This window comes from Pectobacterium versatile (genome assembly GCF_020166435.1).
Taxonomy (GTDB): Bacteria; Pseudomonadota; Gammaproteobacteria; order Enterobacterales; family Enterobacteriaceae; genus Pectobacterium; species Pectobacterium versatile.
On the sequence record NZ_JAINZP010000004.1, the window covers coordinates 225,451 to 248,174 of the forward strand.

Annotated in this window: 17 protein-coding genes; 5 read left to right on the forward strand and 12 right to left on the reverse strand. The window is 51.7% G+C overall.

Features of this window, described 5'->3' with window-relative positions:
- Window positions 1-230 precede the first annotated feature (230 nt).
- On the forward strand, window positions 231-1,898 hold the full coding sequence (gene ettA, locus K7X24_RS07710) for an energy-dependent translational throttle protein EttA (protein WP_072012442.1): 1,668 nt from the start codon (window positions 231-233) through the stop codon (window positions 1,896-1,898).
- Window positions 1,899-1,974: 76 nt separating this feature from the next.
- Here ettA and K7X24_RS07715 read toward each other — a convergent pair whose 3' ends face one another.
- Entirely contained in the window at window positions 1,975-3,678 is a 1,704-nt protein-coding gene (locus K7X24_RS07715) for a methyl-accepting chemotaxis protein (RefSeq protein ID WP_224554065.1), read from the reverse strand.
- Between the two features lie 254 nt (window positions 3,679-3,932).
- The gene (locus K7X24_RS07720) at window positions 3,933-4,841 is read right to left on the reverse strand and encodes a LysR family transcriptional regulator (RefSeq protein ID WP_103861922.1); all 909 of its coding nucleotides are present in this window, start codon (window positions 4,839-4,841) and stop codon (window positions 3,933-3,935) included.
- Window positions 4,842-4,977: 136 nt separating this feature from the next.
- On the opposite strand from K7X24_RS07720, the gene K7X24_RS07725 reads away from it, so the two are divergent.
- Window positions 4,978-5,979: a zinc-binding alcohol dehydrogenase family protein gene (locus tag K7X24_RS07725; RefSeq protein ID WP_010300540.1), complete on the forward strand. Its 1,002-nt coding sequence runs from the start codon at window positions 4,978-4,980 to the stop codon at window positions 5,977-5,979.
- A gap of 54 nt (window positions 5,980-6,033) precedes the next feature.
- On the opposite strand, the gene serA is transcribed toward K7X24_RS07725, so the two are convergent.
- Together serA and rpiA are read right to left on the reverse strand one after the other, a co-directional pair.
- Complete coding sequence (serA, locus tag K7X24_RS07730; protein WP_224554067.1) at window positions 6,034-7,266, reverse strand: phosphoglycerate dehydrogenase; 1,233 nt, start codon at window positions 7,264-7,266, stop codon at window positions 6,034-6,036.
- 294 nt (window positions 7,267-7,560) lie between these two features.
- A complete protein-coding gene (gene rpiA / locus K7X24_RS07735) occupies window positions 7,561-8,220 on the reverse strand; it encodes a ribose-5-phosphate isomerase RpiA (RefSeq protein ID WP_224554068.1) in 660 nt (219 codons plus the stop codon).
- Between the two features lie 239 nt (window positions 8,221-8,459).
- Between rpiA and K7X24_RS07740 the strand changes: the two genes are divergently transcribed.
- Window positions 8,460-9,353: a LysR family transcriptional regulator ArgP gene (locus tag K7X24_RS07740; RefSeq protein WP_224554070.1), complete on the forward strand. Its 894-nt coding sequence runs from the start codon at window positions 8,460-8,462 to the stop codon at window positions 9,351-9,353.
- Between the two features lie 92 nt (window positions 9,354-9,445).
- On the opposite strand, the gene K7X24_RS07745 is transcribed toward K7X24_RS07740, so the two are convergent.
- The 7 genes from K7X24_RS07745 to tkt form a co-directional block, all read right to left on the reverse strand.
- Window positions 9,446-10,171: an oxidative stress defense protein gene (locus K7X24_RS07745; RefSeq protein ID WP_103861989.1), complete on the reverse strand. Its 726-nt coding sequence runs from the start codon at window positions 10,169-10,171 to the stop codon at window positions 9,446-9,448.
- A 218-nt stretch (window positions 10,172-10,389) separates the two neighbouring features.
- Window positions 10,390-11,004, reverse strand: a complete 615-nt coding sequence (gene argO / locus K7X24_RS07750) for an arginine exporter ArgO (protein WP_224554072.1) — start codon at window positions 11,002-11,004, stop codon at window positions 10,390-10,392.
- A 251-nt stretch (window positions 11,005-11,255) separates the two neighbouring features.
- Entirely contained in the window at window positions 11,256-12,104 is an 849-nt protein-coding gene (mscS, locus tag K7X24_RS07755) for a small-conductance mechanosensitive channel MscS (protein ID WP_224554075.1), read from the reverse strand.
- Between the two features lie 135 nt (window positions 12,105-12,239).
- Window positions 12,240-13,316, reverse strand: coding sequence for a class II fructose-bisphosphate aldolase (gene fbaA / locus K7X24_RS07760; RefSeq protein ID WP_039487408.1), 1,077 nt, complete (start codon window positions 13,314-13,316; stop codon window positions 12,240-12,242).
- 137 nt (window positions 13,317-13,453) lie between these two features.
- Window positions 13,454-14,617, reverse strand: coding sequence for a phosphoglycerate kinase (gene pgk / locus K7X24_RS07765; RefSeq protein ID WP_039305500.1), 1,164 nt, complete (start codon window positions 14,615-14,617; stop codon window positions 13,454-13,456).
- A 72-nt stretch (window positions 14,618-14,689) separates the two neighbouring features.
- A complete protein-coding gene (gene epd, locus K7X24_RS07770; RefSeq protein ID WP_039487404.1) occupies window positions 14,690-15,706 on the reverse strand; it encodes an erythrose-4-phosphate dehydrogenase in 1,017 nt (338 codons plus the stop codon).
- A gap of 314 nt (window positions 15,707-16,020) precedes the next feature.
- Window positions 16,021-18,015, reverse strand: a complete 1,995-nt coding sequence (gene tkt / locus K7X24_RS07775) for a transketolase (RefSeq protein ID WP_224554077.1) — start codon at window positions 18,013-18,015, stop codon at window positions 16,021-16,023.
- 411 nt (window positions 18,016-18,426) lie between these two features.
- Between tkt and K7X24_RS07780 the strand changes: the two genes are divergently transcribed.
- Together K7X24_RS07780 and K7X24_RS07785 are read left to right on the forward strand one after the other, a co-directional pair.
- Entirely contained in the window at window positions 18,427-19,179 is a 753-nt protein-coding gene (locus tag K7X24_RS07780; protein ID WP_103861927.1) for a M48 family metallopeptidase, read from the forward strand.
- Window positions 19,180-19,856: 677 nt separating this feature from the next.
- Complete coding sequence (locus K7X24_RS07785) at window positions 19,857-20,402, forward strand: helix-turn-helix transcriptional regulator (RefSeq protein ID WP_010295421.1); 546 nt, start codon at window positions 19,857-19,859, stop codon at window positions 20,400-20,402.
- Between the two features lie 58 nt (window positions 20,403-20,460).
- Here the strand turns inward: K7X24_RS07785 and speA are convergent, their stop codons facing one another.
- Window positions 20,461-22,443, reverse strand: coding sequence for a biosynthetic arginine decarboxylase (gene speA / locus K7X24_RS07790; RefSeq protein ID WP_224554079.1), 1,983 nt, complete (start codon window positions 22,441-22,443; stop codon window positions 20,461-20,463).
- Between the last annotated feature and the right edge of the window lie 281 nt (window positions 22,444-22,724).

Below are 22,724 nucleotides of genomic sequence, written 5' to 3' on the forward strand. Positions count from 1 at the left end.
AATTCATCAGGCGGGCATAGGTCTCAGATCGGCCACGGCAAATCGCCGGATAGCTGGGATCGCAGGCTGAAACCCGCTACACTTCATACTTAGAGTAATGCGCTTAGAATAATCGATCCGCTGCCAGGGTATTTCCTAGCGGCGATTTAGTATTAGGTAACACAGTGCTACATATGGTCACCCGCTTATGGTGACAAATCATAGAGATAAGAGAGAGGCGAAGTCGCAACGTGGCTCAATATGTTTATACCATGCATCGCGTCGGTAAGGTCGTACCGCCGAAGCGTCACATTCTGAAAAACATCTCCCTCAGTTTTTTCCCCGGTGCCAAGATCGGCGTGCTGGGTCTGAACGGAGCCGGTAAATCAACGCTGTTGCGTATTATGGCTGGCATTGATACGGACATCGAGGGCGAAGCTCGCCCACAACCTGGAATCAAAATCGGCTATTTGCCGCAGGAACCGCAGTTAAACACGGAGCACACCGTTCGTGAATCCGTAGAAGAAGCGGTATCTGAAGTCGTGACCGCACTGAAGCGTCTTGATGAAGTCTATGCGCTCTATGCTGAGCCGGATGCAGACTTCGATAAATTGGCCGCAGAACAAGGCCGGTTGGAAGAGACCATTCAGGCGCATGACGGTCATAATCTGGACAACCAACTAGAGCGTGCCGCCGATGCGCTGCGCTTGCCGGAGTGGGATGCAAAAATCGCTACCCTGTCTGGTGGTGAACGTCGCCGTGTGGCGCTGTGCCGTCTGCTGCTGGAAAAGCCGGACATGCTGCTGCTCGACGAACCAACCAACCACCTGGATGCCGAATCTGTCGCCTGGCTGGAACGCTTCCTGCACGATTTCGAAGGCACCGTGGTGGCAATTACCCACGACCGTTACTTCCTCGATAACGTAGCAGGCTGGATTCTGGAGCTGGACCGTGGCGAAGGTATTCCGTGGGAAGGCAACTACTCTTCCTGGCTGGAGCAGAAAGATCAGCGTCTGGCACAGGAAGCTTCTCAGGAAGCGGCACGCCGTAAATCCATCGAGAAAGAGCTGGAGTGGGTGCGCCAAGGCGCGAAAGGCCGTCAGTCCAAAGGTAAGGCACGTCTGGCACGCTTTGAAGAGCTGAACAACACCGAATACCAGAAACGTAACGAAACCAACGAACTGTTTATTCCGCCAGGTGCTCGCCTCGGCGATAAAGTGGTGGAAGTCTCCAACCTCAGCAAGTCTTACGGCGAACGTCAGCTCATCGACGGGCTGTCTTTCTCCGTACCGAAAGGCGCAATTGTCGGCATTATCGGCCCGAACGGTGCCGGTAAATCGACCCTGTTCCGCATGATGTCCGGTCAGGAACAGCCGGATGGCGGCACGATTGAGCTGGGTGAAACGGTGAAACTGGCATCAGTCGACCAGTTCCGTGATTCGATGGACAACAGCAAAACCGTCTGGGAAGAAGTATCTGGCGGGCAGGACATCATGCGTATCGGCAACACCGAAATGCCAAGCCGTGCTTACGTTGGCCGTTTCAACTTTAAAGGGGTTGATCAGGGCAAACGCGTTGGCGAGCTATCCGGTGGTGAACGCGGCCGTCTGCATCTGGCGAAGCTGTTGCAGGTAGGCGGCAACGTGTTGCTGCTCGATGAACCCACCAACGACCTGGATATCGAAACCCTGCGCGCGCTGGAAAACGCCCTGCTGGAATTCCCTGGCTGTGCCATGGTGATCTCGCATGACCGTTGGTTCCTCGACCGTATCGCAACGCACATTCTGGATTATCAGGACGAAGGTAAAGTGGAATTCTTCGAAGGTAACTTTACCGAGTACGAAGAGTACAAGAAGCGTACGCTGGGTGCCGATGCGCTGGAACCACACCGCATTAAATACAAGAAGATCGCTAAATAAGCCGTCACTGAACGTGATAAACAAATGGCCCGCATTGCGGGCCATTTTTCTTTCCAATACTGCTTCACTTACCTAATCAGAACGTTTCCCAGTTTTGACTATCGCTACCTTTGCTACTGGCTCCGGCGAGGGCCATCGCTGGCGCTAAGCGCGGTTGCGGCGCAGCCTTCGGCAAGGATGATTTCAGTCTCTGAGCCACGCCAGCCAGTTTGAATACCGCGACAGCCTGCGTCAGACGTGCAGCCTGTTCTTCGAGTGAAACAGCTGCTGCCGAGGCTTCCTGCACCAACGCCGCATTCTGCTGCGTCGCACTATCCATTTCAGACACGGCCTGACTCACCTGACCGATGCCGCGGCTCTGTTCGTCAGAAGCGGAAGCAATTTCTCCCATGATGTCGGTCACGCTGACAACCGCGCGGACAATCTCGCCCATGGTTGTTCCCGCCTGAGACACAAGCCCAGAGCCTGTATCCACCAGCCGGCTCGATTCGCCAATCAGCCCTTCAATTTCTTTCGCTGCCTGTGCGCTACGCTGAGCCAGACTACGAACTTCACCCGCCACCACGGCAAAACCACGCCCTTGTTCACCCGCCCGCGCGGCTTCTACCGCCGCGTTCAGCGCCAGAATATTGGTCTGGAAAGCGATACTATTAATGACGGACGTGATTTCGGAAATACGGCGTGAACTGGTAGAAATATCCTGCATGGTATCCACCACGTTCTTCACGATCTGCCCGCCCTTCTCCGCTTTTTCAGAGGCATTTTTTGCCAACTGGCTGGCGTGGTGGGCATTGTCAGAGTTCTGTTTCACCGTTGCGGTCAGCTGTTCCATGCTCGCAGCGGTTTCCTCCAGCGCAGCTGCCTGCTGTTCGGTACGTGAAGAAAGATCGACGTTACCCGCCGTAATTTCTGACGACCCTTGATAGATCGAATCCGCGCCTTCGCGCACGATCGTCACCGTATCCGTCAGTTCCGCCTGCATGTTCTGGATATTCGTCCCCAGAATGCCGATCTCATTACGTCCCATCGCCATCGGCGGCTGCGTCAAATCACCCGCCGCGATCTTCTGGATACGATCAACCAGTCTGTTGATTGGCGCGAGGATCACATTACGTACAATGATGTACGCCATAATCGCCATGATAATAGACAGGGCAAATGAGCCCGCCATCATCCAGTACCCCAGTTTGGCATTATCCGCTGCACGATGATTGATATCCTGCGCAGCCTGCGTGAGTTCATTCACTTTCTTGCGTACAGGAACGCTAAACGCTTCATCTAGCTGGCGAGCCAGTGACCCTTCTAACGAAATAAGATCTTCAAATTCCCCGTCACTTGTTGCTTTCTGCATCGCCAGAATTGCTTTATCGCGGTAGTTGGCGTACTCCTTAAGAATTTCATCATCCAACGCGCGTTCACTTTCCAGTTTATCGGGACGCGCGAGATAATCATCCAGACGCTTCTGTGAGGCTCTGACGCGACCTGCGGCCTGATCTAACGCAGATTTATATACCTCGTGATCGCTAATGCGGTTTGCCGCCCCCGCCTGAATAAGCAGCAATCTGGCAACGCGTAGCTGATCGAGGCTACTGCTGAGGCCAGCCCGGATATCAGACAATTCATTAGCCTTATCCAGTGAATCATTACTCTGCTTTAAGAAATAGCTCGCTGTGCTAATAGAAAGCGCAAATAAAATCAGGATAATTGAAAAAAGAGTAATAAATAACGAAACGAGACGTATATTGTTGATGTAACCCAACTTCTCTTTTTGAACAGACATCGGTTGCATTCTCATTTTCACCATCACTGGTCTATATTATCTCTGCCATTATTGGTGCAGCAGAGCCCAGATATCATTGTGACAATCACGCCACGCAGGACAAACCTTTCATAAAAAAGTCAAAAGGAACCAAGATTGTTATCGGCATTTTCAGTCTAAAACGTACTTAAAATAAGTTGATAGAAATCACGTTTCAATAAAAATTAAAAAATACCTATAAAAATGAAACAAAAATATTATAGGTACGGCAATCTCTACTGCTTTTTCAAAAACGCTGAGTAATCATCCAACGCGCGATGCTGTAAAACAAAGTCGATAAAACATGCCAATGCGGGCGAATTCAGCTTGCGGCTGGGGTAGACCAGATAAAGCTCGTTGGCTTCCACCTTCCAATCCGGCAGGACCTTGACCAGTTTTCCAGAAACGGCTTCATCCAGACAGAGAAAATCAGGCAATAGCGTAATCCCCGCCCCCGCAATCGCGCACTCCCGGGCGTAAAGCAGGTTATCCGTGATATGCGAATCGGGTAGTAGCCAGCGATAGAGTTCCGAACCGCGATGAAGGAGCCACTCCGTCCAGGCATGATGTGCAATACAGCGGTGTTGCTGGAGCTGTTGTGGGTGGAGTAATGCCGAGTGCCGCGCCAGATAGTCAGGCGATGCCAGCAAATATCGCGGAGTCTGCCCAAGTGAACGCCCGATAAGTGAAGAGTCATGCGGTTTACCGGTACGAAAAGCGACATCAAAGCCCTCCTGCACCAGATCGATCACATCATCTGAAATCAACACATCCAGCGATACCGCCGGAAAGCGCTGCTGAAACTCGGCGGTGAGGCGCGCCAGCAGTGTAGAACCTAACCCTGCCGGGCTGGTGATACGCAGTCGCCCGCTGGGGTTATCACGCAAGCGCTGTACGGCAAGATCGGCACGCTCACTGGCTTGCAGCATCTCCTGACAGTGAATCAGGTAGCGTTCGCCTGCAAACGTCAGATTGAGCTGGCGCGTCGTTCGGTTCAGCAACCGCAGGCCGATCTGCTGTTCAAGCTGGCTAATACGCAGGCTCAGGCTGGATTTTGCCAGCCCGGCTTTACGCGCCGCCTGTGTAAAACTGCCACACTCGGCTACCAGCGCAAACAGCGCCATATCCTGCAACTGTTTAAACATGATTGTTCACCTCAGACGAACACTGCATTATTTATTGTCCATCTTATCAGTCCTATCTCCGTGTTCTACACTTGGTTTTATTCAAAAACATGTCTTATTCACAAGACCGAATTCCGAAAATAATGAGGAACAGACCATGACCGCTCATGCGATAGCCGTTGATCCACAACAGCCAGAAAATTTCATTGCCATCACGCAGGACATCCCCGAACCCGGTGAATACGATCTGTTGATCGGCGTAAAAGCCATTTCCGTCAATCCGGTGGATACCAAAGTTCATGCCGGATTACGTCAAAATGGATTACAGCAACCCCGAATTCTCGGCTGGGATGCCAGCGGCGTCGTGCTGAAAACCGGCAGCGCCGTGAGCCACCTTCAGGTAGGCGATGAAGTCTGGTACGCCGGCGACATCACCCGCCCCGGCAGCAACACCACCCATCAGTTGATTGATTCACGCATCGTGGCACGCAAGCCTGTGTCTTTGGACTGGGCAGCGGCCGCAGCACTGCCGCTCACGGCGTTAACCGCGTGGGAAGGGTTGTTCGAGCATCTGAAAATACAGCAGGCCGACAGCGAGAAAACGCTGTTGATTATCGGCGGCGCAGGTGGTGTAGGCTCTCTCGCGATTTCTCTGGCGGCATTGCGCAGTTCGGTGAATATCATCGCTACCGCGTCACAGCCGGACTCGGCAGAGTGGTGCCGCCAGCGCGGCGCCCATAAGGTCGTTGATTACCGCAATCTGGTCGAGTCTCTGGAAAAAGAAGGGATCAAACAGGTCGATTACATTTTCTGCCTGAACGACACGGACGGCCACTGGGATGCCATCAGTAAACTGATCGCGCCGATGGGGCATATCTGCACCATCGTGGAAAACAAAAATCCGCTCGACCAAACGGCGCTGAAACTCAAAAGCGCAGCGCTGCATTGGGAATTAATGTTTACCCGCAGCATGTTCACCACGCCGGATATCGCGGAACAAGGGAACATTTTGCATGAAGTCGCACAGCTGGTTGATGCAGGAAAACTTCAGGGAACCGCGAGCGAAACGCTGCAAGGGTTAACGGTAGACACGTTGAAGCAGGCTCACGGTAAAGTGCTGGAAGGGCATATGCGCGGCAAGATCGTTATCGCGCTGTAATAACGCAATCAGCCCCTTTCGGGGCTGATTAATAACGCACTACTCAATCACACATCAGAACAGCAGACGGGCACGAATGGTGCCAGGAATTGCCTTCATCAGTTGCAGTGCCGTTTGCGCACCGTCAGTTTCAACATCAATCACCACATAACCAATTTCAGGTGTCGTTTGCAGATACTGCGCGGCAATGTTAATGCCCTGCTCAGCAAAGATCTGGTTAATTTTGGTAATCATGCCAGGACGGTTTTCATGGATGTGCAGCAGGCGACTTGCGCGTGCGCCATGAACAGGCAGCGACACTTCCGGGAAATTCACCGCAGAAAGCGTAGAGCCGTTGTCTGAATATTTCGCCAGCTTACCGGCAACTTCATCACCGATATTTTCCTGCGCTTCCTGCGTGGAACCACCGATATGTGGCGTCAGCAGCACGTTGTCAAACTCGCACAGCGGCGACAGGAACGGATCGCTGTTAGTTGCCGGTTCCTGTGGGAATACGTCAATCGCCGCACCGGACAGATGCTTGCTTCTCAACACTTCGCACAAAGCAGGAATATCAACCACCGTGCCGCGAGCGGCGTTAATCAGGATTGAGCCAGGCTTCATCAGCGCCAGCTCTTCCGCCCCCATCATATCCTGCGTGCTGTCATTTTCCGGCACGTGCAGGCTCACCACGTCGCTCATATTCAGCAAGTCGGACAGGTGGCGCACCTGCTGAGCATTACCCAGCGGCAATTTACTTTCGATATCATAGAAGTAAACGTGCATACCCAGGCTTTCAGCCAGAATACCTAACTGCATACCGATATGGCCGTAGCCGATGATCCCCAGCTTTTTACCGCGTGCTTCAAACGATCCCACAGCCAGCTTGTGCCAGATACCACGGTGCGCTTTCGCGTTGGCCGCCGGGATACCGCGCAGCATCAGCAGCATTTCGCCGATCACCATTTCTGCCACGGATCGGGTATTGGAAAAAGGTGCGTTAAATACCGGGATACCGCGTTTGGTCGCGGCCGACAGTTCAACCTGATTAGTCCCGATACAGAAACACCCTACCGCGATCAGTTTTTCCGCAGCAGCAAAAATCTCTTCTGTCAGATGGGTACGCGAGCGGATACCCACAAAATGCGCATCGCGGATGGAGGCTTTCAGCGCCTCTGGATCCAGTGCACCTTTATGGAACTCGATGTTGGTGTAACCCGCTGCACGCAGGTTATCCAGCGCGCTCTGATGCACGCCTTCCACTAACAGAAACTTAATCTTGTCTTTTTCCAATGATACCTTTGCCATTTCCCGACCTTATTTTCAGACTTCAAATGTGACAGAGTGCTCAATAGCTTCTGCCAACATAACAAAAATTACGCAGTCAGCAATACAAACGATTGCTTCGCCCAAATCGCGCCACAGACGAGCGCGCCTGATTTATGGCAAAAAATACTGCCAAAGATGTGCATCGCCATATCGGCGATAAACAAAATAAGAAAATGTGATATTAAGTACCAAAAATGAGCTATTAACTAAATAGATTTTTTTAGCTAAAAAATTTCTGACGCGGGCATCCGCCACGTCAGAACGATCATGAACTCATCTAACGACGGTTTTTACACCCTCAGCCGTGCCGACTAACGCAACATCTGCACCGCGGTTGGCAAACAGCCCAACGGTCACAACGCCAGGGATTCCATTAATGTGGTTTTCTACCGCGACCGCATCCATGATATTCAGGTTGTGTACATCCAGAATGACGTTGCCGTTATCCGTCAGTACGCCCTGACGATAGACCGGCTGCCCGCCCAACTTCGCCAGTTCACGCGCCACGTAAGACCGCGCCATCGGGATGACTTCGACCGGCAGCGGGAATTTGCCCAGCACATCAACCTGTTTGGATGCATCGACAATGCAGATGAACTGCCGCGACAGTGCTGAAATGATTTTTTCGCGGGTCAGCGCGGCTCCACCGCCCTTGATCATCTGCATGTGTCCGTTGATCTCATCCGCGCCATCCACGTAGACATCCAGCGAATCCACATCATTAGCGTCAAAAACCGGGATACCCAGACTTTTCAACTTTTCCGTCGAGGCATCCGAACTGGAAACCGCGCCTTTGATTTGATGTTTTATCGAACCCAGTGCATCAATAAAGTGTGCGGCCGTTGATCCGGTTCCTACTCCCACAATGGTGTCTGAGCGGACGTAGTCGAGCGCTGCCCATCCCACTGCTTTTTTCAGTTCATCTTGCGTCATAATCTGCTTCTGGCCTGTAGAATCGATATACGAAAACGTGTGCGTATTATAGAACATGCACGTTGGGGAAAGCGTGCAAATTTACTTCACCGCCGATGCATTATTTCATGCACATCATTCCACACCTACCCTGCTGAATCGTGATTGCGCACAATAGCCAAAATAAGATTTCTGCATGGCAAATCTGCAAAATGTGGCATAGTGAAAAAAACAGACTCATTCAGAGGATTTTTACTTTCATGAAACGCCCGGACTATCGAACGCTTCAGGCTCTGGATGCCGTCATCCGCGAGCGTGGTTTTGAACGCGCTGCCCAAAAATTGTGTATTACCCAATCTGCCGTTTCGCAGCGTATTAAACAGTTGGAAAACCTGTTCGGCCAGCCGCTGTTGGTCAGAACCATTCCACCGCGCCCGACGGAACAAGGGCAGAAGCTCTTGGCTCTGCTGCATCAGGTCGAGCTGCTGGAAGAAGAGTGGCTGGGCAATGAAACCAACAGCGATATCCCGCTGCTGCTGTCGCTGGCGGTGAACGCCGACAGCCTGGCAACTTGGCTGCTGCCTGCGTTACAGCCGGTGCTAGTCGATTCACCCATTCGTCTTAATTTGCAGGTAGAAGATGAAACGCGTACTCAGGAAAGGCTGCGCCGGGGTGAAGTGGTTGGTGCGGTGAGTATTCAGTCTCAGCCGCTGCCAAGCTGTCTGGTGGATAAACTGGGCGCACTGGACTATCTGTTTGTCGCCTCACCGGCCTTTGCAACACGCTATTTCCCGAATGGCGTGACGCGCTCAGCGCTGCTGCGTGCCCCTGCCGTCGCCTTCGACCATCTGGATGATATGCATCAGGCTTTTTTACAACAGAACTTTGATTTGTCACCGGGCAGCGTCCCTTGCCACATCGTGAATTCGTCGGAAGCCTTTGTACAACTGGCGCGACAAGGCACAACCTGCTGCATGATTCCTCATCTGCAAATCGAAAGAGAACTTGCCAATAACGAGTTAATCGACCTGACACCGGGGCTGTTTCAGCGCCGGATGCTCTACTGGCACCGCTTCGCGCCGGAAAGTCGGATGATGAGGAAAGTGACGGACGCCCTGCTCTCGCACGGTCATCATGTACTGCGGCAGTCATAGCGTACTGAGAAAGTATGAAAGAAGAACAGGCCTGTCTGAGCAGGCCTGTTGGTATTATCAATGGTTTACGCAACCCTGTTTTAGCGCGAGCATTACTGCGTACGCAGTAGCTCAAACACGACATCCACCTGATCGTCAAAGTGAATGGTTTGCTGTTCATAGGTTTGTGCCGCTTCGCTTTGCACTGCTGCATCTGCCGTTTTAAACATCCGTGCCATTGGCATCGGCTGATAGTTGGCAACGTGATAGCGAACACTGTAGATCGGCCCCAGCTTGGCGTTGAAGCCCTGCGCCAGTGCTTCCGCCTGACTCGTCGCCTGCTCGATGGCTTTCTTACGCGCGTCGTCACGATAGGTTTCTGGGTTAGCAACGCCTAATTCTACCGTGCGAATCTCATTCAACCCCGATTTCAGCGCCCCATCCAGCAGCTCGTTCAGTTTGTCTAGCTGGCGTAGCGTCACTTCCACCTGACGCACGGCACGATAGCCTTTCAACACTGAACCACCGGTTTTCAGATAGTCATATTCTGGCTGCGTACGTAAATTGGCAGCATTAATATCTTTTTTCTCAATGCCATTTTTACCCAGAAAATCAAAGTATTGTGCAACGCGGGCATCGACCTGCTTTTTCGCTTCCGCCGCATCCTTCGATGACACACTCACTTCAATCGCCAGACGCGCGATATCCGGCGTTGCGTCTACGCTGGATGTCCCTGACGTCACGATATGCGGGCCATCCGGCAATTCCGCAGCCTGCGCAGCTATCGACACACCGCCAAATCCTATCGCAGCGGCCAGCGCCAGTGCATTGAGCTTCATCATACCTCGCTTCACACTCTCTCCTTACTTATGTTTCGTCACGCATGCCGCTGGCAGATTGTCTGTGCCAATAGATTGTCTGCACCAACACGGACTCTTCCAGAATGAAAGAGACGGGACGGATTGCTTTACCGACCAACATAACGCATTACCAACTCCATACAATATAGGTGAATTTCTGAAACACAGCCTAAGGGGAGGTTATTTATTTCCAATCATTACTGCCAACCGTGACGCGCCAACTGCAAAGCAATGCCCCACATCACTACGCCGACAAAAAAGTTGATGACCCGCTGTACCCGCGGCGTATTCAGCCACGGTGCCAACCAAGAGGCCAATAGCGCCAGCGCAAAGAACCAGGTGAAAGATGCCGTCATCGTCCCCAGCGCGAACCAGCTTCGGGCATCGTCTGCAAACTGGCTTCCCAGGCTCCCTAGCACCACAAAGGTATCCAGATAGACATGCGGGTTCAGCCAGGTCACCGCCAGCATGGTCGCAATAATGCGCCAGCGGCTTTGTTTCATTACTTCCGCGCTGGCCTGCGCAATATTCTTGCTGAAGGCCGTTTTCATTGCTCCCCAGCCGAACCAGAGCAGAAACGCAACACCGCCCCAAGTCACGGCCCCCAGCAGCAATGAGGACTGACTAAGCAACGCGCTACCGCCAAAAATACCGGCGGCAATCAGCACCATATCGCTCAAGGCACATAACAGCGCCACCATCAGGTGATACTGCCGGCGAATACCCTGATTCATCACAAACGCATTCTGTGGTCCAAGAGGCAAAATCATCGCTGCTCCTAACAGAACGCCTTGTAAATAGACCGCCCACATACTTCTCTCCTACGCCGTTGATTGTTGTCGCGGGGAGTGTATGGAAGCCGATTAGATAAGTGAAATTGAATATTCTAACGCTACATTAGCTATGCTAATGCGCTGAAATGAGAGAACGGAAACGTTAGATGAGAGGGCAATTTCTGACGATGCACCATGCCGATATCAGAACATGGTGCATATTTAGCGGATTATGTCAGCGCATTTACTCTGACTATTTCGATTCGGCGCTAAGCTATGTAGAGGCTACGTTATGCAGAGGGTGCATCGTTATGCAGGTGCACATCCATCTGCGGATAAGGAATGCCAATACGGTGTTCATCCAACACGCGTTTAAAGCTTTCCAGCAGATCCCAATACACCGCCTGCGCATCGCCGTTGGTTGTCCACACCCGCACCACAAAATTCAACGATGACGCCGCCATTTCATTCAGACGGATCGTGACGCCCTTGTCGTGCTGGATGCGTTCATCCGCCGCGACAATATCGCCCAGCAGCTTTTTCACCACGTCGATGTCAGCGTCATAGGCTACGCCGACAATAATTTCAGTACGGCGATCCGGTTCACGAGAGCTGTTGATGATGTTGCCAGCAATGATTTTGCCATTCGGTACCACGATGATTTTGCCGTCAGACGTGCGCAGCGTCGTCGAGAAGATCTGTACCTGCGTAACCGAGCCGGACACGCCGCCCAAATCCACCCATTCGCCGGTACGGAAAGGCCGGAAAATCACCAGTAAAACGCCCGCGGCAAAGTTGGCTAACGACCCCTGTAATGCCAAGCCAACAGCCAAGCCCGCGGCACCCAATACCGCAATCACCGATGCAGTCTGTACGCCAACCCGGCTCAATACCGCAATCAGCGTGAACGCGATAATGCCATAGCGCACCAGCGCAGACAGGAAATCTGCCACGGTTGAATCGATAGAACGGTTGACCATCACTTTATTGAGGGTGCCAGAGACGATCCGAGCGATCACCAGACCAACGATGAGGATCACTAATGCTGCGACGATATTCACGGCATACTGCAAAAACAAGTTCTGGTGTGTCACCAACCAGTCCCCAGCCTGATCCAACCCCGTATTAAGTTCTTCCATTTGAACGCTCCTGTTTTTTAATCACTGAGAAATCATAACGTCCATAACTGAAACCGCAACATTGAGTCCTAAAAGCCCCAAAAATTAAGGCTCCCGTAGGAGCCTTAGCATCAAATCATGTATACGTCGTCTGACTTACAGCACGTCAACAGCATTAAGCTCTTTGAAGGCTTGTTCCAAACGAGTCACCATGCTTGCCTGAGAGGCACGCAGCCACACACGCGGGTCATAGTATTTCTTGTTCGGTTGATCGTCGCCTTTCGGGTTGCCCAATTGGCCTTGCAGATACGCTTCGTTTTCTTTGTAGTATTTCAGGATACCTTCCCACGTTGCCCACTGGGTATCGGTATCGATGTTCATTTTCACTACGCCGTAGCTAACGGAATCTTTGATTTCCTGAGCGCTGGAACCAGAACCACCGTGGAATACGAAGTCCAGGCTGTTGTGCGGCAGGTTATGTTTCTTAGAAACATATTCCTGAGAATCACGCAGGATGGTCGGGGTCAGCTTCACGTTACCTGGCTTGTATACGCCATGCACGTTACCGAAAGAGGCAGCGATAGTGAAACGTGGGCTGATCGCGTTCAGCTTGGTGTACGCGTAGTCAACGTCTTCTGGCTGGGTGTACAGCGCAGAAGCATCCATGTGGCTGTTATCCACACCATCTTCTTCACCACCGGTGCAACCCAGCTCGATTTCCAGGGTCATATCGATTTTGGCCATACGCGCCAAATATTTAGAGCAGATCTCGATGTTCTCTTCCAGAGATTCTTCAGACAGGTCAATCATGTGAGAAGAGAACAGCGGTTTGCCAGTAGCAGCAAAGTGTTTTTCACCCGCGTCCAGCAGGCCATCGATCCACGGCAGCAATTTCTTCGCGCAGTGGTCTGTATGCAGAATCACCGGCACGCCATAATGTTCAGCCATTTGGTGCACATGATGAGCGCCAGAAATCGCACCCAAAATTGCCGCCTGCTGACCTTCTGCTTTCAGGCCTTTACCCGCGATGAATGCGGCACCGCCGTTAGAGAACTGAACGATGACTGGCGCGCGCACTTTGGCTGCGGCTTCCAGCACAGCATTGATTGAGTCGCTACCGACACAGTTCACTGCTGGCAAGGCGAATTTGTTTTCTTTTGCTACTGCGAAAACTTTCTGAACGTCATCACCAGTGATGACACCGGGTTTTACGAAATCAAAAATTTTAGACATGTTACGTGTCCCGTTTCGTTGGCCGTGGAGGGGTTAAAGAGGTCGATGTTAAATCGACAGGCTGTCTCGACACGAGATTGCGAACATCACATATCGAGACAACCACAGGAAAGGGGAAAAACGCCCCTTACCTTAAATTATTGCTTGGCACGTTCTTCCAGCATAACCACTGCTGGCAGTTTTTTCCCTTCGACAAATTCGAGGAATGCGCCACCACCAGTAGAAATGTAGGAGATTTTATCTGCAATACCAAACAGATCGATTGCAGCAAGCGTATCGCCGCCACCTGCAATAGAGAACGCGTCGCTATCTGCGATAGCACGAGCGATGGTCTCGGTTCCTTTACGGAAATTAGGGAATTCAAAGACGCCAACCGGGCCATTCCACAGGATGGTCTTGGCATTTTTCAGAATTTCAGCCAGACGCTCAGCGGATACATCACCCAGATCCAGAATCTGCTCTTCGTCTTTGATTGCCGTAACAGACTTCAGCGTTGCAGCTGCAGTTTCAGAGAATTCTGACGCAACACGCACATCGCTCGGTACTGGAATATCACAGGTTTCCAGCAGCTTTTTCGCTTCAGGAATCAGGTCAGCTTCGTACAGGGATTTACCCACATTGTGGCCTTGTGCGGCAACGAAGGTGTTGGCGATACCGCCACCGACGATCAACTGATCGGCGATTTTAGACAGGGAATCCAGTACGGTCAGCTTGGTGGAGACTTTAGAGCCACCAACGATAGCGACCATCGGACGGGCTGGTTTGCTCAAGGCTTTACCCAGCGCTTCCAGCTCACCAGACAGCAGCGGGCCTGCACAAGCGATAGTGGCAAATTTACCCACGCCGTGGGTTGAAGCCTGCGCGCGGTGTGCAGTACCGAATGCGTCCATTACGAACACATCACACAGCGCCGCATATTTCTTGGACAGGACTTCGTCGTCTTTCTTCTCGCCTTTGTTAAAGCGGACGTTTTCCAGTACAACCAGCTCGCCTTCGGCGACATCAACACCATCCAGGTAATCTTTCGCCAGACGTACAGGAGAAGACAGTTTCTCTTTCAGGTAGTCAACGACAGGCAGCAGAGAAAACTCTTCGTTGTACTCGCCTTCGGTCGGGCGTCCCAGATGGGAAGTGACCATAACGCGAGCGCCTTGTTTCAGGGCGATTTCGATGGTCGGCAGAGAGGCACGGATGCGCGCATCAGACGTCACTTTCCCTTCTTTTACTGGTACGTTCAGATCCGCACGAATAAGAACACGTTTACCAGCCAGATCCAGATCGGTCATCTTAATTACAGACATGGTGAATCCTCTTGTTGATTCTCTTTTAAAGTTGCTTGAGCGAGATAGCGACCCTAGATCGCCACCGTCGTACTAGAAACCGCTGGCCGCCATCGCCCGTGTTGTATCCAACATCCGGTTGGCAAAGCCCCATTCGTTATCGCACCAGACCAATGTTTTAATCAGATGCTGACCACTGACCCGTGTCTGCGTACCGTCGACAATGGCACTGTGCGGATCGTGGTTAAAATCAGCCGACACTAACGGCAATTCAGTATAATCAACTATACCACGAAACGACTCATGCGCTGATTTTTGCAATAGTGCGTTAATTTCATTCACATTTACGGCTTTCCTGACGCTCACGCTCAGGTCAATTGCCGTGACGTTAATCGTCGGCACTCGCACCGAGATCGCCTCAAAACGATCGACAAACTGCGGAAAAATACGGGTGATCCCCGCTGACAGTTTGGTATCTACCGGAATGATCGACTGGCTGGCGGCTCGTGTACGCCGCAGATCGTGATGATAAGCATCGATCACCGGTTGATCGTTCATCGACGAGTGAATCGTCGTCACCGTACCATTCTCGATACCAAAGGCATCATCCAGCAGTTTGATGACCGGGATAATGCAGTTGGTCGTGCAGGACGCATTGGAAACGATGCGATGCCCACTTTCCAACTGATGGTGATTGACGCCAAACACCACCGTGGCATCCAGATCCGTCGTTCCCGGATGAGAAAACAGCACCTTCTTCGCACCTGCCGCCAGATGAGCTTCCCCATCTTCCCGGCTACCGTAGACGCCGCTGCAATCCAGCACGATATCGATACCGAGTTCTCGCCAGGGCAATGGCTGAATCTCTGTCTGATGCAACAGACGAATACAGTCATCACCGACATAAAGCTGGTCACACTCCTGACGCACATCCCACGAAAAACGGCCATGACTGGAGTCGTACTTGAGCAAATGCGCCATGCCTTCCGCGCTCGCCAGCTCATTGATCGCCACAACCGTAATCTCGGCTCGGCGACCCGATTCATACAACGCACGTAAAACACTGCGGCCGATGCGGCCAAAACCGTTTATCGCAATACGAATCGTCATGGCGTTCCTTGTGATTCCTTGTGTCATAGCAGAGTTACCCAGCGCATAGGATATACCCTTCTTAGACACCAGAGAACCCCTGGAGAAACGCCGTCAGCACAACAACTGAAACGCTTCAGCTAGAATAAACGAATTAACGCATAAAAGAAATATTCTCGTTTGGCACACGCCAGAAGAGTGACCTGCGTCATAAAAATGAAAAAGCCGCGATCGGGGGACAAACAACGCACATCAAGAGGTAGGTTAAGTTAAAGATGAAAAAAAGCCGCCAGCGTTAGCTGACGGCTTCTCATATCGAGATTAACGCGGCGTAATTACTTCAGCAGCGCCTGCGCTTTTTCGACCACGTTATCGACCGTGAAGCCGAACTCTTCGAACAGCAGCTCAGCCGGAGCCGATTCGCCGAAGCTTGTCATGCCGACAATCGCGCCGTTCAGGCCGACGTACTTGAACCAGTAGTCCGCGATACCCGCTTCAATCGCGACGCGCGCCGCTACCGCTTTCGGCAGTACCGCTTCACGGTAGGCCGCATCCTGCTTGTCGAATGCATCCGTTGACGGCATAGACACCACGCGCACCTTGCGGCCTGCGGCGGTCAGTTTGTCATACGCGCCGACAGCCAGTTCAACTTCAGAACCAGTCGCAATCAGGATCAGCTCAGGTTGGCCATCGCTGTCTTTCAGCACATAGCCACCTTTCGCCACGTTCGCCAACTGCTCAGCAGTACGGGGCTGCTGCGCCAGGTTCTGACGAGACAGGATCAGCGACGTCGGGCCGTCCTGACGCTCGATGGCGTATTTCCACGCCACCGCCGTTTCCACCTGATCCGCCGGACGCCAGTTGCTCATATTCGGCGTCACGCGCAGGCTTGCCAGCTGTTCAACCGGCTGGTGTGTCGGGCCGTCTTCGCCCAGACCGATGGAGTCGTGGGTGTAAACGTAGATGCTGCGGATTTTCATCAGCGCGGCCATACGCACGGCATTACGCGCATATTCCACAAACATCAGGAAGGTTGCGGTGTACGGTACAAAGCCCCCGTGCAGCGCAATCCCGTTGGCAATTGCCGTCATGCCGAATTCACGCACGCCGTAGTGGATGTAGTTACCCGCGTGGTCTTTATCCAGTGAAACCGAGCCGGACCAGATGGTCAGGTTGCTCGGTGCCAGGTCGGCAGAGCCGCCCAGGAATTCCGGCAGCAGTTTGCCGTAAGCTTCCAGCGCGTTCTGTGAGGCTTTGCGGCTGGCGATTTTCGCCGGATTGGCCTGCAAATCGTCGATAAATTTCTGCGCGTCTGCCTGCCAGTTGGTCGGCAGTTCACCGCTGGTGCGGCGTGTGAACTCAGCAGCCAGCTCAGGGTACGCGCTGGCGTAGGCGGCAAACGCCTCATCCCAGGCCGCTTCCTTACGCTGACCGGTCGGTTTTGCATCCCAGGCAGCATAAATGTCAGCCGGGATATCAAACGGCGCGTGCGCCCAGCCCAGCTGTTCGCGGGAAGCCGCGACTTCCGCATCACCCAGCGGCGCACCGTGGGAATCGTGCGTACCGGCCTTGTTCGGAGAACCGAAGCCAATCACGGTTTTACACATCAGCAGCGACGGCTTGTCGGTGACAAGCTGGGCTTCGCCGATGGCGCGCTTGATGGCGTCCGCATCGTGACCGTCCACGCCACGTACTACGTGCCAGCCGTAGGCTTCAAAACGGGCAGCGGTATCGTCGGTAAACCAGCCTTCAACGTGACCGTCGATGGAGATGCCGTTGTCATCATAAAACGCGGTCAGTTTGCCGAGCTTCATGGTGCCTGCCAGCGAGCAGACTTCGTGGGAAATCCCTTCCATCATGCAGCCGTCACCCAGGAAGGTGTAGGTATGATGGTTAACAATCTCGTGGCCCGGACGGTTGAATTGCGCCGCCAGCGTACGCTCGGCAATCGCCATCCCCACAGCGTTGGCAACACCCTGACCCAGCGGGCCAGTGGTGGTTTCGACGCCGGCGGTGTAGCCGTATTCAGGGTGACCCGGAGTTTTGGAATGCAGCTGACGGAAGTTTTTCAGTTCTTCAATCGGCAGGTCGTAGCCGGAGAGATGCAGCAGGCTGTAAATCAGCATGGAAGCGTGGCCGTTGGACAGCACGAAGCGGTCACGGTTGGCCCAGTTAGGGTTGGCCGGATTATGGTTAAGATAATCGCGCCACAGCACTTCGGCGATATCGGCCATGCCCATCGGTGCACCAGGGTGACCGGATTTGGCTTTCTGCACCCCATCCATGCTAAGCGCACGGATAGCATTGGCAAGTTCTTTACGAGAGGACATGCTTGACTCCAGATCGGATTGAACGACTGCCTTTCTTGAATAATCGATAAAAAACAACAAATTAAACAAGAATGACAAAATAAATATGATTACAAATGTACATGAAAAGCAGAGGGAATGCACATGGAACCGTGAGCAAAAAACAGGGATTTATCGGCTAACGAATCAATGGCGGTTCTTTTGCCAATTGTGCAGTTGATTGCAGCGCCATACGCTATGTTTTCCAGTGGGTTTACCTTTATCCACAGCCTCTTTTTGGAACGCTCTGGAAACAAAATTCATGGCCTACGGGCTATCAGAAAACATACAAATCAGATTTTCCGATCTATTTCTCTACGCGGTTTTCGGGTAGGTTATAGCCGTTTTTCTTTCGTATTAAAAAACAAACACAATCGTAGGGAGATGATTTTTATGGCTATTCGTTCTTCTGTACTGGCGCTGTGTGTCGCAACCTTGCTGACCGGCTGCCAGAACTTAAACACCAGTACCTTAATGCAATCCGGCGCACAGGCTTTCCAGGCGGCAACACTCAGCGATGCTGATGTTAAATCGCTCAGCAATCAGTCCTGTGAGCAAATGGATAAAGAAGCAAAGATTGCCCCTGCCGACAGCAAATACACACAGCGCCTTAATAAAATTGCAGATGCACTGGGCCATGACATCAACGGTACACCAGCCAACTATAAGGTTTATCTGACAAAAGACGTTAACGCTTGGGCAATGGCTAACGGTTGCATCCGCGTATACAGCGGCCTGATGGATATGATGAATGACAATGAAGTGGAAGGCGTTCTCGGCCACGAAATTGGCCACGTTGCGCTGGGCCACACTCGTAAAGCCATGCAAGTTGCCTATGCGGCGACGGCTGCACGTACTGCAATTGGCTCTGCGGGTGGCGTAGCAGCCTCCCTGTCACAGTCTCAACTCGCCGATCTGGGAGAAGCACTGGTTAATTCCCAATTCTCTCAAACTCAGGAAACGCAGGCAGATGATTACTCCTTCGATCTGCTGAAGAAACGTGGCGTCAAGCTGGAAGGTCTGGCAAGCAGCTTTGAAAAACTTGCCAAACTTGATGCTGGTCGTGAGAGCAGCATGTTCGATTCTCACCCTTCATCAGAAGGCCGCGCGAAACACATTCGTGAACGTATTGCTGCTGGGAAGTAATTCCACGCCCTGATTACTTGCAAAACGTCTACCCAAGGGCAATTGAAAAAATCTCAATTGCCCGCAAGTCATCCGACCACTATCATCCCCATCATATTCACAGTAAACTGTTGCATAACAGCTATCTTCGATCGATTCTATCTTTTCCATGATAGGATTTGAGAATTAATAGATATAAATAGATAGTTATTTTCAATCATATTTACTTCCCGTTCTCTTTTTAAGAAACGAATCCTGGCAGATTTCCAGATGCTGGAAGCAGCACTCCGCGAATGCGGCGGCATACGGAAAAACAGACAATCGTGATTAGCACAGAGACATCCGTCGCAATAAACAAGAATGATGGAGTAACCCCCTGTATTTAAAGATAGAAATAAACCAGTAAATCAAGCATACTATGTTAAACCAATAAAAATTTTTCCAGTTTGATCATATAGATATATGATAAAACCTGTTGTCGCGCCCGCAGGTTTCTCTAGAAGCTCCACCTTTTTAGCGATTTAAAGGCATTTCAGGATCGCGATTTCTTAATAACTGGATAACATCAGCAACGATTATTGGTTTATGGCCACTTTCAGACAATAAACTCATATGTGTTAAAAATCATGGATGTGAGAATTTTCAGTAAATGCAATTTTACCACGGTGGGATTACGGGAAATCCTATCCAGTATCCCTATGCTCTCGATAAAACCCGTCAACAGGTTTACGCTGCAGCAAGGAAAGAAGAAATGTATTTTCATCATTGACGGTAGCAGCGAGGGCTTTGAGGAATACTACGAGTCGATAAGAACTCACTTTTATAATATGGCGTCGTCGTTCGTTATCATCAATAATTCTCCCAATCACCCTCCCGTGTGCATTGACGAAAAAACGATTCTTATTTCAAAGTCAGCAGCCATCGATTCTTTTTATAAATTACTCGATTTCGTCCACCTCCACGACCGCCGTTTATTCAGTCCCGTCAGATTGTCAAAATCTGAATATGCCGTATTCCAGCATTGGTGTGCGGGCTACACAGCGGAAGCGATTGCCGATATCATCGGATTAAATAAGAAGTCAGTACTGAACAGCAAATCACGATTACTGAATAAATATGGCGTTCAGGATAAAAACTCTTTACTGCTTATTGCCAAAATTATCTTCAAAGACAGCGTCATTGAAGAATTTGATTCCCTTCCAAAACCAGCAGCCGATATCAATATGAGTAATTCGCTTATCTAAGCGATAGACGAAAAAAAGGGATGCTCACTCGCATCCCTTTTTACTCACTCAGCAACGCTTATTCTTCATCTTCCAAATAAGTATAGCCGTACAGTCCGCTTTCAAACTCCTCCAGGAACTGCGCCTGAAGTTCGGTATCCAGGTCAGTTTCTTTCACCTGATCGCGGAAACGGGTCATCAGCACTTTGGGGTCAAGCTGCACATACTCCAGCATGTCGGCAACCGTATTCCCTTCGTCAGATTCTTCAATCTCAACGGTGCCATCCTGGAAGACAAACACGTCAACGGTCGACGTATCGCCGAACAGGTTATGCATATTCCCCAGGATTTCCTGATAGGCACCGACCATAAAGAAGCCCAGCAGCGGCGGATTTTCTGGATCGTAAGGCGGCATTGGCATCGTCGTCGCGATCCCGTCACCATCGACATAATGATCGATCGTGCCATCGGAATCACAGGTGATGTCGAGCACGACAGCACGGCGCTCAGGCGGCTTGTTTAGCCCTTCCAACGGCATTACTGGGAACAACTGATCGATCCCCCATGCATCCGGCATGGATTGGAACAGCGAGAAGTTGACATACAGCTTGTCAGCCATCCGCTCCTGTAATTCATCAATCACTGGCCGATGCGCACGGTTGCTCGGATCCAGCTGTTCCTGAATCATCTGACAGATGCTCAGATAAAGCTGCTCTGCTTTCGCGCGCTGCGTCAGATCCAACATGCCGTGCGTGTATTGGGTATGCACATCATGCAAATCCATCTGGCTGTCGTGCAACCATTCACGCAGCGAACGGCGTTTTCCCGGCTGCTTGATTTCTTTCCAGGTTGACCACAGGCTCTCCAACGCACGCGGAGCGTCTTCTTCTGGCTCTGTAGGTTCACTGAACTCGTTGCGTTCAACCCCGATAATATTGGAAACCAACACGGTATGGTGCGCGGTTACCGCACGGCCAGATTCGGTGATAACCGTCGGATGTGGCAACCCGTTTTCGTTACAGGCATCACCGATGCCCCAAATCACGTTGTTGGCGTATTCGTTCAGGCCATAGTTCACTGAACAATCGGACTGAGAGCGCGTGCCTTCATAATCCACGCCCAACCCACCACCGACGTCGAAGCACTGGATATTTACACCCAACTTATGCAGTTCGACATAGAAGCGCGCAGATTCACGCACGCCCGTCGCGATATCACGGATATTCGCCAGCTGCGATCCCAGATGGAAATGCAGCAGTTGCAGGCTATCCAACCGCCCCGCTTCACGCAGCATCTCAACCAGTTGCAGCACCTGGACCGCCGCCAGACCAAACTTGGATTTTTCACCGCCGCTGGATTGCCACTTGCCCGACCCCTGAGAAGCCAGACGCGCACGGACGCCGAGGCGCGGCACCACATTCAAGCGCTCGGCTTCTTCCAGCACCAGCCGAATTTCGGACATCTTCTCGATGACCAGATAAACTTTGTGGCCCAGCTTTTCACCGATGAGTGCAAGACGGATGTATTCACGGTCTTTGTAGCCGTTACACACAATCACCGTGCGGGTCATGCCAGCGTGGCCCAGTACTGCCATCAGCTCCGCTTTTGAACCGGCTTCCAGACCTAACGGTTCACCGGAATTAGCCAGTGACTCAATGACACGACGATGCTGGTTAACCTTGATCGGATAAACCAGAAAATACCCACCTTCATAGCCAAATGATTCGCGGGCCTGTTTAAACGCGGCGTTAATAGAACGCAGGCGATGCTGAAGGATTTGCGGAAAACAGAACAGCGCAGGAAGGCGCTGATGGTTCTCTTTCTGCATATCTTTGACCAATCTGGCCAGATCGACGCGAGCTTCTGGTACGTCAGGATCCGGGCACACGCTAATGTGGCCGAGTTCATTGACGTCATAGTAATTATTGCCCCACCAGGCAATATTGTAAGTACGAAGCATTTCGCTGGCATTACGGTCATTCATGGCAACCTCCTGCATAGAGCGCAAATTTTCATGTTTACCCGTCGCTGACGAGCCGTGATGAATCATGTCGTCAGACATAACGAACCTCTTCTTTTTCTGGACTGCGGATCACATCAGTACCTGAATAAACAGCCCACATGAGCATACCTGCAACATGCGGCATCGACAGTGAAAAAACCGACATAGTGAAGTATGCCGTCACTTTATTACTCTTATTAGTGTAAAACACGTTGTCAGGCTCCGTGTTACGGGTCGATAAAACTCGTTGTGAAAATCACCGGGCGAACGTGACCAGAAAAGCGTTAAACACTTCTGGCGGAAAGAATAACAGGCAGGTTAACCAGCCCTGGAGTCCTGTG

Excerpts from the sequence above, each read along its gene's own strand:
- K7X24_RS07715 (WP_224554065.1), bottom strand. The coding sequence starts at position 3,678 with ATGTCTGTTCAAAAAGAGAAGTTGGGTTACATCAACAATATACGTCTC.
- K7X24_RS07720 (WP_103861922.1), bottom strand. The coding sequence starts at position 4,841 with ATGTTTAAACAGTTGCAGGATATGGCGCTGTTTGCGCTGGTAGCCGAG.
- K7X24_RS07725 (WP_010300540.1), top strand. The coding sequence starts at position 4,978 with ATGACCGCTCATGCGATAGCCGTTGATCCACAACAGCCAGAAAATTTC.
- serA (WP_224554067.1), bottom strand. The coding sequence starts at position 7,266 with ATGGCAAAGGTATCATTGGAAAAAGACAAGATTAAGTTTCTGTTAGTG.
- rpiA (WP_224554068.1), bottom strand. The coding sequence starts at position 8,220 with ATGACGCAAGATGAACTGAAAAAAGCAGTGGGATGGGCAGCGCTCGAC.
- K7X24_RS07740 (WP_224554070.1), top strand. The coding sequence starts at position 8,460 with ATGAAACGCCCGGACTATCGAACGCTTCAGGCTCTGGATGCCGTCATC.
- K7X24_RS07745 (WP_103861989.1), bottom strand. The coding sequence starts at position 10,171 with ATGAAGCTCAATGCACTGGCGCTGGCCGCTGCGATAGGATTTGGCGGT.
- argO (WP_224554072.1), bottom strand. The coding sequence starts at position 11,004 with ATGTGGGCGGTCTATTTACAAGGCGTTCTGTTAGGAGCAGCGATGATT.
- mscS (WP_224554075.1), bottom strand. The coding sequence starts at position 12,104 with ATGGAAGAACTTAATACGGGGTTGGATCAGGCTGGGGACTGGTTGGTG.
- fbaA (WP_039487408.1), bottom strand. The coding sequence starts at position 13,316 with ATGTCTAAAATTTTTGATTTCGTAAAACCCGGTGTCATCACTGGTGAT.
- pgk (WP_039305500.1), bottom strand. The coding sequence starts at position 14,617 with ATGTCTGTAATTAAGATGACCGATCTGGATCTGGCTGGTAAACGTGTT.
- epd (WP_039487404.1), bottom strand. The coding sequence starts at position 15,706 with ATGACGATTCGTATTGCGATAAACGGTTTTGGCCGCATCGGCCGCAGT.
- tkt (WP_224554077.1), bottom strand. The coding sequence starts at position 18,015 with ATGTCCTCTCGTAAAGAACTTGCCAATGCTATCCGTGCGCTTAGCATG.
- K7X24_RS07780 (WP_103861927.1), top strand. The coding sequence starts at position 18,427 with ATGGCTATTCGTTCTTCTGTACTGGCGCTGTGTGTCGCAACCTTGCTG.
- K7X24_RS07785 (WP_010295421.1), top strand. The coding sequence starts at position 19,857 with ATGCTCTCGATAAAACCCGTCAACAGGTTTACGCTGCAGCAAGGAAAG.
- speA (WP_224554079.1), bottom strand. The coding sequence starts at position 22,443 with ATGTCTGACGACATGATTCATCACGGCTCGTCAGCGACGGGTAAACAT.